The 18125-nt window shown below is 49.6% G+C and carries 8 protein-coding genes, 3 tRNA genes and 1 pseudogene; 9 read left to right on the plus strand and 3 right to left on the minus strand.

Annotated elements, in window-relative coordinates:
* Positions 1–994 precede the first annotated feature (994 nt).
* Positions 995–4672, minus strand: a pseudogene (gene metH, locus OP864_RS10495) (methionine synthase).
* A gap of 380 nt (positions 4673–5052) precedes the next feature.
* Positions 5053–6468 carry an aldehyde dehydrogenase gene (locus OP864_RS10500; RefSeq protein WP_270098153.1) on the minus strand — a complete coding sequence of 472 codons (1416 nt, stop codon included), beginning with the start codon at positions 6466–6468 and terminating at the stop codon, positions 5053–5055.
* Between the two features lie 429 nt (positions 6469–6897).
* On the opposite strand from OP864_RS10500, the gene efp reads away from it, so the two are divergent.
* From efp to accC, 3 genes are all read left to right on the plus strand, one after another.
* Positions 6898–7464, plus strand: a complete 567-nt coding sequence (gene efp / locus OP864_RS10505) for an elongation factor P (RefSeq protein ID WP_015692972.1) — start codon at positions 6898–6900, stop codon at positions 7462–7464.
* A gap of 128 nt (positions 7465–7592) precedes the next feature.
* Positions 7593–8108 (plus strand): acetyl-CoA carboxylase biotin carboxyl carrier protein, encoded by a 516-nt coding sequence (gene accB, locus OP864_RS10510; protein ID WP_270098154.1) that lies wholly within the window; start codon positions 7593–7595, stop codon positions 8106–8108.
* Between the two features lie 45 nt (positions 8109–8153).
* A complete protein-coding gene (gene accC / locus OP864_RS10515) occupies positions 8154–9524 on the plus strand; it encodes an acetyl-CoA carboxylase biotin carboxylase subunit (protein WP_270098155.1) in 1371 nt (456 codons plus the stop codon).
* Between the two features lie 221 nt (positions 9525–9745).
* Here the strand turns inward: accC and OP864_RS10520 are convergent, their stop codons facing one another.
* Positions 9746–10612: a diacylglycerol/lipid kinase family protein gene (locus OP864_RS10520; RefSeq protein ID WP_270098156.1), complete on the minus strand. Its 867-nt coding sequence runs from the start codon at positions 10610–10612 to the stop codon at positions 9746–9748.
* Positions 10613–10940: 328 nt separating this feature from the next.
* On the opposite strand from OP864_RS10520, the gene OP864_RS10525 reads away from it, so the two are divergent.
* From OP864_RS10525 to OP864_RS10550, 6 genes are all read left to right on the plus strand, one after another.
* A complete protein-coding gene (locus OP864_RS10525) occupies positions 10941–11468 on the plus strand; it encodes a DUF4920 domain-containing protein (RefSeq protein ID WP_270098157.1) in 528 nt (175 codons plus the stop codon).
* Positions 11469–11656: 188 nt separating this feature from the next.
* A tRNA-Lys gene (locus OP864_RS10530) sits at positions 11657–11729 on the plus strand.
* Positions 11730–11762: 33 nt separating this feature from the next.
* Positions 11763–11835: transfer RNA gene (locus OP864_RS10535), tRNA-Lys, on the plus strand.
* 36 nt (positions 11836–11871) lie between these two features.
* A tRNA-Lys gene (locus tag OP864_RS10540) sits at positions 11872–11944 on the plus strand.
* A 189-nt stretch (positions 11945–12133) separates the two neighbouring features.
* The gene (locus OP864_RS10545) at positions 12134–15376 is read left to right on the plus strand and encodes a T9SS type B sorting domain-containing protein (protein ID WP_270098158.1); all 3243 of its coding nucleotides are present in this window, start codon (positions 12134–12136) and stop codon (positions 15374–15376) included.
* Positions 15377–15597: 221 nt separating this feature from the next.
* Positions 15598–17877 carry an OmpA family protein gene (locus tag OP864_RS10550; RefSeq protein ID WP_270098159.1) on the plus strand — a complete coding sequence of 760 codons (2280 nt, stop codon included), beginning with the start codon at positions 15598–15600 and terminating at the stop codon, positions 17875–17877.
* The last annotated feature ends 248 nt before the right edge of the window (positions 17878–18125 follow it).

Below are 18125 nucleotides of genomic sequence, written 5' to 3' on the forward strand. Positions count from 1 at the left end.
CCAAATTTTATTCTAATACACAAAATCCTGAATAGTCCCCTAAAAATAAAGGCGAGGAGTACTGCACCCCCTCAGCAGGACTTAGTGAGCTCCTCGCTTGGGGTTGTATAGCTCCTCAAGAGGACTTGGCTAAGTCCTCGCTTGGGGCAGGGGAGCTCCTTTAGAGGGCTTCTGTAGCTCCTCTTTTGGGCTTACTTAAGTCCGCTACACTATAGGCCTAGGTCCTCTTTAGGACCTCTATAGGTCCTCCTTTGGAGTAGTTCAAGTCCTGCCGATGACTAGCCCAAGTCCTCCTCTTTAGGTAGAAGAATACTCCTGATGACTAGGAGGACTGATCAGGAGGATTAGCGCTAGCCCTCAAGAGGATTTGCCCAGCCCCTATAGAGGACTAAGAGAGGCCCTCGCTCGGAGGTCTGGAAATGCTCCTGATGATTAGGACTAGCCCTATGGAGGGCTAGCGCCCCCCTCTAGACGGGTAAGTGAACCCCTCCCGATGGGTATAGGCCCCCTATTGATGGGGAGGTATACCCCTTTCGATGGCTAGCTGTACCCCTCCCGATGGGTATGGAAACTCCTCTTGATGGGTATGGGAACCCCTCCTGATGGGTATAGGAACTCCTCTTGATGGGTATAGGAACCCATCTTGATGGCTAAAAGTACCCATCCATAACAGAAAAAGGCCCAAAACCTAAGTTTTGGACCTTTCCTTATGGGGCCCTACAGGCCCCGAAGGGGCCGCAGGCCTAGCGATGTGTAGCAGTGGCCGTCAGGCCAGACCGAGCAGGCAAAGCCTGCGAAGGGCCGAGCGAACAGCGAGCTGCGAAACGTAGCGCCGCAAGGCGAAGCCGCAGCGGAGGCCCCAAAACAACAGCGAGCTGCGACAACAAGCCCTTTAGGGCGCAGTTCGACGACCGAAGGGAGTAAACGTAGCGCCTGCCGTAGGCAGACAACAAGGCTGCAAGCCGAAGTTCGACGACTAAAAGGAGTAACGCCCCTAAATATCATAATTCAAGACGGGCATCAACCAGCGTTCGGCCTCTTCAACCGTCATGCCCTTGCGGGCCGCATAGCTTTCTACCTGATCCTTTTCGATATTGCCCAAGCCAAAATAGCGGGCCTCTTCTTGGCCAAAATACCAACCACTAACGGCAGCAGCGGGATACATGGCACAGCTCTCCGTCAGGCGAATGCCAATGCGCTCCTCTACCTCTAGCAGGGCGAACAAACTGCGCTTTTCAGTATGTTCTGGGCAGGCGGGATAGCCTGGTGCGGGACGGATGCCCTGGTAGTTTTCGGCAATTAAGGCCTGATTATCTAAAGCCTCATCTGCTGCATAGCCCCAATAGTTTCGGCGGACCTCAGCATGAAGATATTCAGCAGCAGCCTCGGCCAAGCGATCGGCCAAAGCCTTGAGCAAGATGGCGTTGTAGTCATCATGAGCAGCCTCAAAGCGGGCTACATGCTCCTCGATGCCAATGCCTGCGGTAACGGCAAAAGCTCCCATGTAATCGGTCTTTCCACTAGCTTTAGGGGCTAAGAAATCGCTGAGACAATAGTTGGGCTTGCCCGCCGCCTTTTGGCGTTGTTGGCGCAGATGATGCAAGCGCATCGGCTCCGCTTCTGGCCCATTGGGATAGACCAAAATGTCATCATCATCTATGGAGTTGGCGGCAAAAAGACCACAAACGGCCTTGGCCTGCAGTCAGTTCTCGGCAATGATTTGGTCCAGCATCTGCTGGGCATCCGCATAGAGAGACTTAGCCTCTTGGCCCACTACTTCATCCTCTAAAATAGCGGGAAACTTACCGGCCAGTTGCCAACTGCTAAAGAAGGGCGTCCAGTCGATATAGTCTCTAAGGATGGCCAAATCTAGTTGGTCAAGGACCGTAATGCCCATTTTGTTGGGGACCAGCGGCTCTATTTTGGACCAATCCAAAGCGAGTTTATTTTCTCTGGCCTTCTTTAGGCTTAGGTAGCGCTTGGCGGAAGTTCGTTTGGCCCGTTGCACACGGATTCGTTCCTGTTCGGCCAAGACCTGCTCCATATAAGCCGCTCGATTTTCTTCCTTTTCGGCTAGGAGCGAAGCCGCTACCGTAACCGCTCTAGAGGCATCGAGAACATGCACCGTTGGTCCACTGTATTGGGGGGCAATTTTTACGGCCGTATGAGTTTTAGAGGTGGTTGCGCCACCAATGAGCAAGGGCATTTGCATACCTAGGCGCTGCATCTCTTTGGCCACATAAACCATTTCATCTAGAGAGGGCGTAATGAGTCCACTAAGGCCCACAATATCCACCTGTTCTTCTTGGGCCTTTTTGAGAATTTCATTGGCAGGGACCATGACGCCCATATCAATAATCTCGAAGTTGTTGCAGGCCAAGACCACCCCTACAATATTTTTCCCAATATCGTGCACATCCCCTTTGACGGTAGCCAAAAGGATTTTCCCCTTAGCAGATTGGCCAGCCGATTTTTCGGCCTCAATAAAGGGGGTAAGATGAGCAACGGCCTGTTTCATCACTCGGGCAGATTTCACCACCTGAGGGAGGAACATTTTTCCTGCGCCAAAGAGGTCGCCCACAATATTCATCCCCGACATTAGTGGTCCCTCAATGACTTCTAGGGGGCTACTATACTGTTGTCGGGCTTCTTCGGTATCTTCTACCACAAACTTGGTAATTCCCTTGACCAAGGCATGGGCAAGGCGATCTTCAACGGGCACCTCTCTCCAGCTGAGGTCCTCTTGGCGCTTTTTGCCGCCTTGGCCCTTGAGCTGTTCGGCATAATCGGTTAGGCGTTCGGTAGCATCGGGGCGGCGATTAAAGAGGAGATCTTCTACTAGCGCTAGGAGCTCTTTGGGAATATCCTCATAGACCTCAATCATACCGGCATTGACAATGCCCATATCCATACCTGCTTGGACCGCATGGTACAAAAAGGCCGAGTGGATGGCTTCTCGAACGATATTATTTCCACGGAAAGAGAAAGAGAGGTTACTCACCCCACCACTAATTTTGACCAAAGGCATGCGGCGCTTAATTTCCTTAGTGGCTTCAATAAAGTCTATCCCATAATTATTATGTTCTTCGATACCGGTTCCGATGGCGAAAATATTGGGGTCAAAGATGATATCTTGGGGGGGGAAGCCGACCTCTTCCGTCAAGATTTTATAGGCGCGGCTACAAATCTCTACTTTGCGTTCCATGGTATCGGCTTGGCCTACTTCATCAAAGGCCATAACTACGGCGGCGGCGCCATATCTGCGGACCAATTTGGCTTGTTGGACAAAAGCGGCTTTACCTTCCTTTAGCGAGATAGAATTGACAATAGCCTTGCCTTGTACGCAGCGAAGGCCGGCCTCAATCACCTCCCATTTAGAAGAGTCGATCATAATGGGCAGGCGGGCGATATCGGGTTCGGAGGCGATAAGGTTGAGGAAATAGCTCATGGCCTCTACCGAGTCGAGCATTCCTTCATCCATATTCACATCAATAATTTGGGCGCCGCCTTCTACCTGTTGTTGGGCCACAGAGAGGGCCTCTTCATAGTTGCCATTTTTGACAAGGCGGGCAAACTTGCGGGAGCCCGTCACATTGGTCCGTTCCCCTACATTGATAAAGTTGAAGCCGGGGCGAACAATCAGGGGTTCTAGGCCAGAATAGGCCGAGAGTTGCATAGGAGCGGGCTTTTTGCGCACAGGCAACTTGGCCACCACCTCCGCCATTCGACGGATATGTGCTGGAGAAGTACCGCAGCAGCCTCCCACGATATTGATAAAGCCACTTTGGGCAAAATCTTCAATGAGTAGGCCCATTTCTTGGGCCGTTTGGTCATATTCTCCCATTTCGTTGGGCAGTCCCGCATTGGGGTAAGCACTAATATAGCAATGGGCAATATTAGATAGTGCCTCGATATGGGGGCGCATTTCGGCTGCGCCCAGGGCGCAGTTGAGGCCAACGGAAAATAGGTTGGCATGACTAACCGACAGCCAGAAGGCTTCTACCGTTTGGCCCGAAAGGGTACGGCCAGAAGCATCGGTAATGGTTCCAGATACCATAACGGGATAGGCAATACCTACTTCCTCGCAATACTGATCGATGGCAAAGAGGGCCGCCTTACAGTTGAGGGTATCAAAAACAGTTTCGACTAGGAAGAGATCGGCGCCACCTTCGGCTAGGGCTTTGGCCTGTTCATAATAGGCGGCCCGTAGTTGTTCGAAGTTAATGGCGCGATAGCCGGGATTGTTTACATCTGGGGAGAGCGAAGCGGTGCGGTTAGTGGGGCCCATAGCGCCGGCCACAAAGCGAAACTTTTCTGGGTTTTCGGCATTAAAGGCATCTACGGCGGCACGGGCGCATTGGGCCGAGGCATAATTGAGTTCATAGACCAGCTCCTGCATATCGTAATCTTCCTGAGAAATAGCAGTAGCATTAAAGGTATTGGTCTCAATAATATCGGCTCCGGCATCTAGGTAGGCCTTATGGACCTCCGTGACCAGATGGGGTTGAGTAATAGAGAGCAAATCATTGTTGCCCTTCAAATCGCGATGGAAGTCGGCAAAGCGTTCTCCGCGGTAGTCGGCTTCTTGCAATTTGTACTGTTGTAACATGGTCCCCATAGCTCCATCAATGACCAAAATCTGCTGTTCGATCCGTTCGTGCAGGCGTTGCATTGCCATTTGTTGATGCGTAGGACGAAGTGTTAGACTCATGTGCGTACGTTAATCTTGTGAAATAAAGGCCTCCTGCTCATCAGGGGGCTTGGATTGGCCACAAAGATAGTGGCCTGAGTTTAAAAAAAGGCGAATCGACTTTGTTCTTATCTTAAGGAGTTTTAATTAAAAAAAATTGAGGCTAGGGGCTTGGCTGCGCAAAAGGCCCAGCGCTGCGCAGCGGTGGGCGCAGGCCAGACCCAGCGGGCGAAGCCCGCGCAGGGCCGAGCAGACCTGCGAGCCGCGGAGCATAGCGGCGGCCGAACTAGCCGAAGGCTAGTCGGCCGCGGGCCCCAAAATAGCATAAAAAAAAGCTCCCTCGAGAAGAGGAAGCTTCTGGTTTATAGGGTCCAGTCCATAAGTTTTTTGAGCCATTTGATGCCCAGTTTGTAGGGGGCATATCGGACGGGGTCATCGATGAGGAAGCTCCGTTTGAGCACTGATTTCTGGTGAGAAAAGAGTTGGAAAGAGCTTTCGCCATGATAGGCGCCGATGCCGCTATCGCCCACACCGCCAAAGGGGAGATTGGGGTTGACAATATGCAGTAAGGTATCATTTACGCAGGCGCCGCCGGCAGAGGTTTCGGCCAAAACGCGCTCTACATGCTTATCATTTTTGCTAAAGACATAGAGGGCTAGAGGTTTGGGCCGTTGGTTAATAAACTCGATAGCGGCGGGCAGGCTATCGTAGCTAATAATGGGGAGAATGGGGCCAAAAATCTCCTCTTGCATGAGGGGGCTGTTCAGGTCGACCTCCGTCATCAGGGTAGGGGAGAGGTAGCGTTCCTCTTCCTCATAATCGCCGCCAGCGGCAATTTCGCCATCTTTGAGGTAGGCGATCAGGCGGTTAAAATGGGCGGCATTGATAATTCGGGCCAGGCTATCGGATTGTTGGGGATTATCGCCATAAGCCTTTTTGATTTGGCGTTTCATTTCGGCAATTAGGGGCTCTTTTACAGCCTTATCCACCAGCACATAATCGGGGGCAATACAAGTTTGGCCCGCATTAGTGAACTTACCCCAGACGATGCGTTTGGCGGTAGCTTTGAGGTCTGTATCTCGGTCGACCAAGCAGGGACTTTTTCCGCCTAGCTCTAGGGTAACGGGCGTAAGATGTTGGGCGGCAGCTTGATAAATAATCTTGCCCACCTTGGTTCCGCCGGTAAAGAAAATATAGTCGAAACGTTCTTTGAGCAGGGCTTGAGCCACCGGCACGCCCCCTTCTAGGCAGGCCACATAATGCGGGGGAAAAGCCTCTCGGATAATCTCTGCGGAGATGGCCGAAGTAGCGGGGGCTAGCTCTGAGGGCTTGAGAATAGCGGTATTCCCGGCGGCCAGGGCGCCAATAAGGGGGGCAAAAAGCAGTTGGAAAGGGTAATTCCAGGGGCCAATAATCAGGCTGAGGCCATAGGGTTCGGCGCGGATCTCGCTGCCTGCATTAAAGAGGAAAAGGGGCGTGCCTACCTTTTGGGCCTTCATCCATTTGGGCAATTGTTGGATGGCCTTTTTGAGCTCGACCAAAACAAAGCCCAGTTCGGTCGAATAGGCTTCAAACTCATGCTTGCGCAAATCGCTATGCAAGGCGGCTAAAATCTCCTGTTCTCGTTCTACAATCTTTTGGTGCAGGCGTTCGAGCTGGGCTTTTCTAAACTGTAGGGATTTGGTTTGTTGGCTAGCAAAAAAGCTGCGTTGTTGGGCCAGTAATTCGGGAATTTGGTCCAGATTAGGGTCTTCTAATAAATGGCTAGAAGAGATCATATAGATTGATTTTGGTGATGACAAAAGATAAGCAAAAAAATAAAAAGCAGGGCTTATAGATTCATATTAAGGAGTATTTGGGGCTGCCCCGGCCGTTGGCCGGGTCGGGCTGTGCGGGGGCTCGCAGGTCTGCTCGGCCCATCGCTTTTTTCGCTTTGCTCAAAAAGCTCGGTCTGGCCTTCGGCCACCCCCTACCATCCCTCAGCCTGCGGGCCTTCGGCCCTGTAGAACGCAATAAATTTTGGCTCCAGCCAACATCTAGGCCGTTTGAATCCTTAAAACTTTCTATCTTAGCGGCTGAAATTCCACCCCAGAAGATAAAATTTAGCTATATTCTTTGGCCATTGGGGCAAAAAGATTTTTCTTTGAACTCCCAAAGCTACCCAAAGAAGTAGAACAACTTCACTGTAATTGTAAATTATTCCTAAAATGGCAACGACTTCAGACATTCGTAAAGGGATGTGCCTAGAGCACAACCATGATACCTATATCATTGTTGAATTTCAGCATGTAAAGCCCGGAAAAGGAAACGCCTTTGTTCGGACCAAAATTAAGAGCTTGACTACGGGTAAGGTCTTGGACCATACCTTCCCTGCGGGCCACAAAGTACAGGATGTACGTGTAGAGCGTCGTCAGTACCAATTTCTCTATGAGGCCGATAAGCGCCTCAACTTTATGAACCAAGAGACCTATGAGCAAATCGACATTGAGCGCGAGATGCTAGATGGCGTACAGTTCCTTAAGGAAGGAGAGGTTTGCGAAGTACTCTTTCATGCCGAAAAAGAGATTCCTTTGGCGGTGATGATGCCTCAGTATGTGCATTTGCAAATTACCTATGTAGAGCCTGGTGTAAAAGGCGATACGGCAACCAACACCCTTACTCCTGCCGAAGTAGAAACTGGGGCAGAAGTACGTGTACCTCTATTTATCAAGAATGGAGACCTCATTAAGATTAACACCGAAACTGGTGAATATATGGAGCGTGTCAAAAATTAAGGCGCTGGCTCCGGCCCAAAGCGCAATGCCGATTAGTTTAGCATTGCGCTTTTTTGTTTATAAAACACCTTTTATCTAGCCTAAGAAACCTCGCCCATAGGAGAGGCTTCTGCTAAAAACTTATATTTATGGAGTTTGACCAGATTAAAGAGCTAATTAAGTTGCTACAAGGCACAACTGTAGGGGAATTTAAATATGAAACGACAGAAATGAGCCTGTCTATTCGCACCAAGGACTACCAAAAGGTACGCACCGAAGTGGTTTCTCCCGCTCCCATGATGCCCACAATGGGCGCTATGCCTATGGCTGCTCCTGCAGCTCCCGTTGTGGCCCCTCAGCAAGAAGGCGCCCCAGCTCAAGAGAAAAGCCAAGATGCTGGCGAACTAAAAGATAATGTGAATTATCTCGAAATTAAATCGCCTATGGTGGGAACTTTCTACCGCTCTTCATCTCCCGAAAAACCACCTTTTGTTAAGGTCGGAGACGTAATTGGACCAGATGATACGGTTTGCCTCATTGAAGCCATGAAACTCTTTAATGAAGTAAAATCTGAGGTAACTGGCCGCGTAGTGAAGGTTTTGGCCGAAGATGCTAGCCCCGTAGAATACGAGCAGGTGCTTTTCCTCGTAGAGCCCCTCGTCTAAGTCTAGCCGCTAGAACATCTTTGCTATTCATCCAAAACCAATTGTATGTTTAAGAAAATACTTATTGCTAACCGTGGCGAAATCGCCTTGCGTGTTATCCGAACCTGTAAAGAGATGGGGATCAAAACGGTCGCTATTTACTCTACAGCCGATCGCGATAGTCTGCATGTGCGCTTTGCCGATGAGGCCGTCTGTGTAGGGCCTGCTGCAAGTAGCGATTCTTATCTCAATATTGCCAATATTATGGCTGCGGTAGAAATTACCAATGCCGATGCGATTCACCCCGGTTATGGCTTCTTAGCCGAAAATGCCCACTTTGCCGAAATCTGTACGGAGTATAATGTCAAGTTTATTGGCCCAACTCCCGAACAGATTAACAAGATGGGAGATAAAATTACGGCTAAAGATACCATGATTAAAGCGGGCGTCCCCGTGGTGCCCGGCTCCGATGGCTTGGTCAAAGACTTTAAAACAGCCCAAAAGATCTGTGAAGAAGTAGGCTATCCCGTTATGCTTAAAGCTACAGCCGGTGGTGGTGGAAAAGGAATGCGCTTGGTCTGGAAAGAGGCCGACTTGCAAGCTGCCCTAGAAGCTGCCCAAAAGGAGGCTAAAGCCGCCTTTGGCAATGATGGGATGTATATCGAGAAGTTTGTGGAAGAACCCCGACATGTCGAAATCCAAATTGCTGGCGACCAATACGGCACGGTTTGCCACCTCTCTGAACGAGAATGCTCTATCCAACGCCGCCACCAAAAGCTAGTGGAGGAGTTGCCTTCTCCTTTCCTCACCGATGAGCTCCGTGAAGCTATGGGCCAAGCCGCTATCAAAGCCGGCGAAGCCATTAACTATGAAGGAGTGGGTACGGTAGAGTTTTTGGTCGATAAACACCGCAATTTCTACTTTATGGAGATGAATACTCGGATCCAGGTAGAACATACGGTCACCGAAGAGGTGGTTGATTATGACCTCATCGCCGAGCAGATTAAGATTGCTATGGGCGAACGCATTTCTGGAGAGAATTACTATCCCCAAATGCACGCTATCGAATGCCGAATCAATGCAGAGGATGTCTATCATGATTTCCGCCCTTCTGCAGGGAAAATTAAGTCTTTCCATAGCCCTAAGGGCCATGGCGTTCGGGTCGATACGCATGTGTATTCTGGCTATAATATTCCGCCTTATTATGACTCCATGATTGCCAAATTAATCTGCCGCGCTCGCACTCGCGAGGAGTGTATCGCTAAGATGCGCCGCGCCCTAGATGAGTTTGTGGTAGAGGGGGTACATACTACGGTGCCTTTCCATCGCCAATTGATGGATAATGAGGACTTTATCAAGGGTGATTTTACCACTAAGTTTCTAGAAACTTTTGAGTTAAAGCCCGCTCAGCCCAAAAAGAAGAAAAGAGGACATTAGGTCACTTTTCTGAGCTAAGAAATAGCCGCTTCCGTTTTAGGGAGGGGCTATTTTTTTTGGGGCTGCCCCAGCCTTCGGCTGGGTCGGGCCATTGCGCAGCTCGCTGTTCGCTCGGCCCTGCAGCGCTTTCAGCGCTTGGGTCTGCCGCCTTCGGCGGCCCTGCTACAGCCCCTCAGCCGCGTCGCTGCGCTCCTTTGCGGCGGCTTTGCCGCCTGTAGGACCTAAAACTGCAGCAGCCTGAGTTGTTTGGGCAGCAACTGAAAATGCAGGGCGCTGGCCGAGCGAATAATGGGGTCCCCATCAATGCTAATGGGCCAATGGCTAGGCAATTCAAGTTGAATATCTTGAATGGATTGTGGGCTGGTTTTTGGGCCATTTAATAGGGCCTGCGGGAAGAGCAGTTGGCCCAGATGGGCTTTTTTCTCTTGGCTCTTCCAGCTAAAGCTTTCTTTGTCTTTTTGCAGGCCCACGGCAAAGTTAAAGAAGGGGGCTAGGGCTTGCTTTTGGCCATTGAGGGCAATTTCTGTTGGGCCAATTTGGCTTTGCTGCTTCCAGCTTTGAAAAAATTGCCATTTGGTCAGTAGGCGAATATTTTTGGGGGCTCTTTTTTGCAAGCCTTGATAATATTGGGCCAGCCAGCCCATCTGCACCAAATGAACAAAATAGCGTTGATAGGTTTTTTCTCCCCTTTTCCAGCTCAGCAGGCCCACATCTTGGTAGCTCATTTGGGGGTTGCGCATGCCTTGGGCCAGCCCTTTCCAGGGGCGGTATTTGCTCCTTGGGGCGGCATAGTGGTTGCCCCAACCCAGCGGCAAATGGGCCAGACAGAGCTCCTCTACGGCTCGAAAAGACTGCCCTAAAAGGGCGTTGGCAGCGGCGTTGAGGCTACCATCGCCGCCTAAAACCAGAAAATTTTGCCCCCCTTCTTTGAGGTAGAGTTGTATTTGCTGCAACATTTCTCGGCGGTTGCGGACATCTTGGCCCTCATAGGCTTGGCCGCTGGCCTTAATTTGCCGCTCTATTTTGGGCCAAAGCCTTAGCGCAGTAGCTTGGCGGGCTTTGGGATTGCGTAAGATGTACCATTTCATAAGAGAGCGGCTTTGGGTGGGAAATTGGGCCAGGGGCGGGCTTGGCCTAGCGATGTGGAGGGGGGCGGCGCAGCCGCAGACCAAGGCAGCTTTGCTGCCGAAGGGCCGAGCGAATAGCGAGCCCCGCAACGTAGCGCAGCAAGCGCAGCGCAGCTGAGGCCCCAAAAAAATCAATTAAAAGATAAACATAAAAAAGGAGAGGAGGTTGTTTTGGGCAAGGCTAATTCTGGCAGGAAAAAACTATAACAAAAAGGGACAAAAGGCCAAAGGATACAGCTAGCTGCTGGAAAATGCTTATTTTTGGGGTCAAAATAAAAAGCAATCTACTATGTTTAAGTCAGTCACATTTATTGTCAGTCTATTTTTGGTATTGGGGTTTGGCGCTTGCCAGAACGAAGCGGCACCTCAGGAGTCTGCGCAGGAAGAAACGGTAGCCGCTTCTGCAGAGGAGCAGCATGGGCATCATGAGGGGCATGGCGCTGCGCCCGAGCCTTTGACGGAAGAGGGCCTACATTATGGGCTAGAAAAAATTGATGGAGAAGGGGCCAAAACGGCGGCAGAAGTTGTTGCGGCTTTGCAGGCGGAAGACTTGGGGATGATTGCTTGGGGCGAGGGCCAAGAGTCGCCGGGGGTAGAAAATATTAAAGTGGAGGGAGAAATTGTGGAGATGTGTAAAATGTCGGGTTGTTGGTTTACGCTCAAGACGGCCGAGGGGCAAGAATTGATTGTGAGCACCGCGGAGCATAAGGCTTTGCCCAAAGAATTTATGGGGCAAACCGTTGTGGCTGAGGGGCCTGCCTTTAGAGTAGACATTTCGGCAGAGGAGCTACAAGCCCAAGCTCAGGCCGATGGGTAGAGCGAAGAAGAGGCGGCAAAAATCACAGAAGGGCGGAGTGAATTTAACCTCATTGCCAAGGGCGTGATGTTGAAAAAGTAAGTTTTTTTGAAAAAAGGGCTAAAATATTTTGGTCAAAAGAAATTCTTGCCTATTTTTGCAACCGCTTAGGGAGGAAAACACTTTGTTTTTAACTTTAAGTTTGGATTGATTCCGTAGCTCAGCTGGTAGAGCATTTGACTTTTAATCAAAGGGTCCCGGGTTCGAACCCCGGCGGGATCACAACATACAATATAAAGGCTAAATATCTGGATTGATTTCGTAGCTCAGCTGGTAGAGCATTTGACTTTTAATCAAAGGGTCCCGGGTTCGAACCCCGGCGAAATCACAAAAAAAATTTATATAGAGTTTAGCCTTTTAGGTTGATTTCGTAGCTCAGCTGGTAGAGCATTTGACTTTTAATCAAAGGGTCCCGGGTTCGAACCCCGGCGAAATCACGCAAACCGCTTCCAATTTTGGAGGCGGTTTTTTTTATGTCTATTTTAGACTATTTGCCTCAATTTCAGCCCTTAAAATTTTGCACCGCTTTTTTTCGCTTCAAAAGCTTTATCTTTGGGCGGGCCTAGCGCAGAAAGCTGGGCTTTGGCTTGAGCGGGGGAATTCTTAAAAGACTTCTTTAGTGTTTTATGAAAAACTTACTTAATTTTAGCCATCAGAATATACCTTCAATAACTCGTTTTTTGAGCATGCATTTACCTCTACAATTTATCAGCAAATCGGCTATTATAGCAGCGCTTACGGTTAGTTTTTGCTGGAGCAGTATCTTTAGTCATCAACTTTCTGCCCAATGTGATTTACAAATTGAAAGCTTGCTCTTGAGTGATGCGAGTTGTGGGCAGTCTAATGGCGAAGCTAGCGTTATTGTTACTGGCGGACAGGCGCCAATTAGTTATCAATGGTCTAATGGGGGAACTACCTCGGCCATTTCTTCTTTGGCGGCGGGCAACTATCAGCTTACGGTTAGCGATGGGGCGGCTTGCCAGCAAATTATTCCCTTTAGCATTAGTCATCAGGATGGGCCTAGCCAAACGGCGGTCATTCAGGCGGATGATTGTAATACCGCTGTAAACACAGGAGAAATTGCGTTTAGCTTTACGGGCCAAGCGCCTTTTTCTTTAAACTATAGCGGTCCGCAATCGGCTACTTTAACCAACTTGAACAACCTAGATACGCTTAGTCAATTGACGGCTGGAGAGTATAGCTTTATTTTGGTAGATGCCAATGGCTGTAGCTCGGCTTTCCGCCTAGAGGTCCCTACAAATGGAGGTATTTTGGCGGGAAGTGTAGTAGATGCCAACCCTGCCTGCGGGGGAGGTACCAACGGTTCTTTTACGACCACGCCCACTACGGGTAGCGTGCCCTTTGATTATTACTTGAACGGGACCTTTATTGGACAGCAGTTTGGTCCAAATACTTTTGTCAACCTGACCGCCGGCGTTTATACCATCGAGGTGATTGATGTGAATGGCTGTAGCGGTTTTGATACTTTGGTCTTGGATGAGGCTGGAGCAACTACACTCAATCCCGCCAACTTTACAATCACGGCAAACAACTGCGCAGGGGCCAATGCTGGAGTTATTGATGATAACGGAAGTTGCCCAACTTGTGAAGTTTATGAATTGAGCTCTGGCCAATTGGTAGGAAATACGCCACAAACTAACTTACCCGCTGGCCGCTATGAGGTTCGCTTGCAAACTGGGGGCTGCCAATCTTTTCTGCCTGTAGAAATTAGAACGCCTAACTACTGGACCCTAGAGGTACAAACGGCCAATCCCGCCTGTGTAGCTGGCGATATTGACCTGACTGTAAGTGGGGCCAACTCGCCTTATACTTTTCTTTGGTCTAATGGTGCCACTACAGAGGACCTCTCTAGTGTAGCGCCCGGCAACTATAGCCTCACGCTAACCGATGCCCAAGGCTGCCAGATTCAACAAAATAATATCGAGCTTTTGGCTTGCTCTTCTGTAGATACTATCCGCCCTATGGTTTATGTGAACCAAAGCGGAACTTATTGTATGGATACTACCCAATTGCCCGGCAATTTGCAAACGGTAAATAACCTAGGCTGCTCGCCACTTAACTTTGGTGCGGTAGCCAATATCAACGCCAATACGGCTTGTTTCGATTATATCGGAAACAATACCGCTGGACAAGATACCCTCTGCTGGGAGGTCTGTGATAATAACGGTTTTTGCGATACCACTATTTATATCTTTACGCTAGCCCCTCAGCCCGATACGGCGATTATTGATGTGGCGGCTGGCTCTGCAGTGGTCGATACCTGCCCCATCAATATTCAGTTTGCTGGAACGCTGGCTTCGGTCAATAACCTCGGTTGCGATCTACAAAACGTAGGGGGGATCAACGTAGATCCTACTACGGGCTGCGCTTCTTATACCCCCGCCGCCCCTCAACAAAACTCTGGCATTCGCGCCGATACAGTTTGTGTGGAGCTTTGCGATAATAATGGCGTTTGCGATACCATGGTCTATATCTTCAATAACTTGGAGCCAAACTGTCGCGACCTTTTACCCGATACGATCACGAGCCAACTCACTGATTGCTCTGTTCTCGAGACTTGTATTAGCAATATTCCTTTGGACAGTGTGCAGTCTGGCGATTATAGCTTTACGCTCAACGGCCAACCCTATACCGGCGGTTTTGCCGCTTGTAATGAAGTGACCCGCATCCAATATCCCGTGATCTTGGTCCCTAACTGCTCTGGCGCTTTTGAGGTGAGCTGGACCGCCAATGGCGTTTTCTACGGCCCCGATACGGTGGCTGGCCTTTTGGGTGTGGTCAATTTTATGAATATCAATGACGGAAATACCTTCTGGAGTATCAATGGCGATAGCTCGATTATTATCGGGACCAATACGACTTCAACGACCAATTACAATAATCTCAATATTAGCTGTATTCCTTCGGGAACAGTTTCTAATGTAGGCCCTACGGTCCAACCTCAGTACGCTCAAGGAACGGTCCTTAGCTTTCCCGCTCAAGGAACTTATAGCTTGGTGGTGAATGGCCCGCTCAACTGTAGCGATGCCGCTTTGGTGAATTTGTATTGTGCCACCACCGAACAATTTGAGGATACCATTTTGGTCGGAGAGCAGTTTACTTTCTGCCTAGATACTACGGAGGTGCCTTCAGTAGATACGGTCTATAATTTCTGCGCCAACGCTTCTTCTGGAGCCGTGAACTTTATTATCGACCAACAAACCGCTTGCGTGACTTATATCGGCGATAGCCTAGGAAGCGATCTCGGCTGCTTCTTGGTCTGTTCCAATAACGGCGCCTGCGATACTTCTTACCTTTTTGTGGAGGTGGCTCTGCCCGCCCCCATCGCTCAAGATGATACCCTAGAGCTGATTTTTGGCCAAAGTACGGCTACTATTGATGTTTGTCTCAATGATAGCTTCAATACCGCCAATTATACGGTGGCTGCCCTCAGCCAACCCAACCTGGGCCAAATCAACCAAAATGATTGCTCTTTTACTTATAGCCTTAATCCCGGCTTCTGCGGAGATGATGCCTTCGATTATGTGATTTTCAATCCTTGGGGCGCCGATACCGCCACGGTTTATATCGATATCCCTTGTAGCCCTTTCACGATTTATGATGGCTTCTCTCCCAATAATGATGGAGTAAACGACTTTATGGTCATCGAAACCATTCAGAATTTCCCCGGCAATGAGGTGGTGGTCTATAACCGCTGGGGCAATGAGGTTTTCCGCCAAGAGGATTATCAAAATGACTGGAACGGTACTTTCCAAGGAAATGACCTACCCGATGGCGATTATTACCTAATTGTTTACGGAACCGATGGCGTGCTTTTGGGCCGCCAATGGATTCGGATCGCTCGCTAGATTAGGGCTCTTTTAGAGGGGCTTCCCCACCCTTTGGGCGGGTCGGGCTGTTTCGCAGCTCGCTCTTCGCTCGGCCCTTCAGCGCTAAAGCGCTTCGGTCTGGCCCTGCGGGCCACTGCTGTCCATCCCTAAGCCTGCGGCGGCTTCGCCGCCTGCAAAACCGCAAAAGGAGCAGACCTTTATATTATCGACCCTTTACGCTTTCAAAAGCTTTTTCTAATATGACATCCATCTTATCCCGCCTTTGTTTAGCCTTTTTCTGCCTAGCGCTAGCCAGCACAGGCCTAGAGGCACAATCTGCCAAGCTGACTAAGGCCAATAAGTTCTACCAACAACTGAACTTTAGAAAGGCCATCGAACTCTATGAAAAGATTTTGGCCAAGAAAACAGAGCCCGAGGCCCTTTTCAATCTTCCCGATTGCTACCGCCGTATCGGCGATTACCAAAAGGCCGAACGCTGGTACGCCAAAGCGGTCCTCCACCCTGAAGCTAATGCCGAGCTCTATTTTTATTTGGGCCTCTCTCAATTGTCTAATAATCGCCCCCAAGAGGCTAGAGTGAGCTTCGAGAAGTTTAGAGAACTCGCCCCCGGCGATCTCCGCGGCCCCCAACTCATTGAGGCCTGCGACGATAGCCTCCGAACACTACTCACAAATAGTGGGGCCCTCTATATCGTCCGAAATGTTCGAGAAATTAACACTAAATACGATGAGTTTGGCCTCAATACACACCGTAAGGGGATTGTCTATTGTGCCGAAAGAGATACCGGAGCCGCTCCGCTATTTTTTCAGTCCGCCTGGACCGGCCGCCCCTTTGTCGATGTCTATTATTGCGATCGCCGCCTCGTCGATGAGGAAACTAAGGCTTATAAGTATGGCAAATCTCGCCCATTCGATAAGATTGTAGATACTCGCTATCATGATGGACCTGTAGCTTTCTCTCCCGATGGAACAACCATGTACTTTACCCGAAATTATTTCCAAAAAGGAAAGGTAGAACGAGATGGTGCCGGTATTGTCCAAACTCAAATTATGAGTACTAAAATGACCAATACGGGCTGGGAGAAAAAAGGCCGCCGCGTCGATTTTGCCCGCAAGTCTTATTCTGTGGCCCATCCCACCCTCAACGCAGAAGGCGATAAAATGTACTTCGCCTCAGATATGCCCGGTGGCTTTGGCCGTATGGACCTCTACGTTTCTTATCTAGAAGGTAGCGGCTGGAGCGAACCCATTAACCTCGGCCCCGAAATTAACACCGAAGGCGATGAGGTTTTCCCCTGGCTCGCCCCAGATGGAACACTTTATTTTGCCTCTGATGGACATACAGGCCTCGGTGGCCTCGATGTCTATTCTTCTAAGGCTTATAAGGGCCGATGGAGACCCCTAGAAAATCTAGGTTCTCCCATCAATAGCCGCTTCGATGATTTTGCCTATATGCAAGATGATAGCTCCGGAATCTCTGGCTATTTCTCTTCTAACCGAGATAGCGCAGTGGGCGCTACCGATATTTTCTTCTTTACTAAGTTAGCCGTCAATACAGAACTACTCGTTTTTGATAAGTTGACAGGTAGGGGGGTAGATGAGGTGAGCCTAACTTCTGATTGCTTTCCTCGTAAAGAGTATCTAACCGATGTAGATGGAAAGGTCCAACTCCAGTTGCCACTTAATAGAAGCTGTACCTTTGAGGTCTTTTCTCCTGCCTTTGGCGATACTTCAGTAACTATTTCTACAGAAGGCTACGCTATGGGAGCCCGCCTCTTTATTCAGGTGCCCACGGTGGCCAAAAAACTGGAAATTAAAGTAGAGGGCCAAGTAGTCAATGACAAAACCGGAGAACCTCTAGCCAATGCGCAGGTAGAACTCCTAAGCAACTGCCAAAAAGGAACAACCAAAGGCAGCACAGATGCCGAAGGTAATTATAGCCTAAAGGCCTTGGCCAATTGCCAATATGTAATCAAGGCTAGCAAAGAAGGCTATTTTACTAGCACCAATAAGTTTAGTACACTCAACATTGATGAGGATACTACCTTTAATGCGAATGTGGCCCTGCCCGAACTCTTCAAGCTAGATAACCCCAATAATCCAAATGGACAAGAGGGCAGCTTTGGTGGCGGAAACCCCAATGGCTTTGAAGGAGAACAGGTCTACCAAATTGATGCAATTTATTATGATTACGATCAAGATCGCATCAATCTAGAACGCTCTACGGGGCTGCAACAATTGCTCGATATTATGGTCAATAATCCCGATTTGGTAGTAGAGATTCGCTCGCATACCGATTCTCGTGGAGATGCCAATTATAATTTGGAGCTCTCTGCTCGCAGAGCAAAATCAGTAGCTGATTACCTGATTGAAAAGGGCATCTCTGAGGCCCGTTTGAGCTATTTGGGCTTAGGTGAAAGCCAACTACTCAATGGTTGCGATGATTTTAGTAGCTGTGATGAAGCTCAGCATGGCGAAAACCGCCGAACAGAGTTTAGAGTGATTCGCCAAAATAAATAATGACCGTTATTGGTCCAAAGAAAAGGGGAGAAACAGCAATAAGCTGTTTCTCCCCTTTTTTTACGGCCCTACAGGCGGCTTTGCCGCCGCAAAGGAGCGCAGCGACGCGGCTGAGGGGCTGTAGCAGGGCCGCCGAAGGCGGCAGACCCAAGGCTTTTGTAGCGCAGCGAAAAAGCCTGCAGGGCCGAGCAGACTTGCGAGCTGCGCAATGGCCCGACCCAGCCGAAGGCTGGGGCAGCCCCAAAAAA

The organism is Saprospira grandis (genome assembly GCF_027594745.1).
GTDB lineage: Bacteria > Bacteroidota > Bacteroidia > Chitinophagales > Saprospiraceae > Saprospira > Saprospira grandis.

Coding starts and splice junctions, on each gene's coding strand:
- OP864_RS10500 (WP_270098153.1), bottom strand. CDS start 6,468: ATGATCTCTTCTAGCCATTTATTAGAAGACCCTAATCTGGACCAAATT.
- efp (WP_015692972.1), top strand. CDS start 6,898: ATGGCAACGACTTCAGACATTCGTAAAGGGATGTGCCTAGAGCACAAC.
- accB (WP_270098154.1), top strand. CDS start 7,593: ATGGAGTTTGACCAGATTAAAGAGCTAATTAAGTTGCTACAAGGCACA.
- accC (WP_270098155.1), top strand. CDS start 8,154: ATGTTTAAGAAAATACTTATTGCTAACCGTGGCGAAATCGCCTTGCGT.
- OP864_RS10520 (WP_270098156.1), bottom strand. CDS start 10,612: ATGAAATGGTACATCTTACGCAATCCCAAAGCCCGCCAAGCTACTGCG.
- OP864_RS10525 (WP_270098157.1), top strand. CDS start 10,941: ATGTTTAAGTCAGTCACATTTATTGTCAGTCTATTTTTGGTATTGGGG.
- OP864_RS10545 (WP_270098158.1), top strand. CDS start 12,134: ATGAAAAACTTACTTAATTTTAGCCATCAGAATATACCTTCAATAACT.
- OP864_RS10550 (WP_270098159.1), top strand. CDS start 15,598: ATGACATCCATCTTATCCCGCCTTTGTTTAGCCTTTTTCTGCCTAGCG.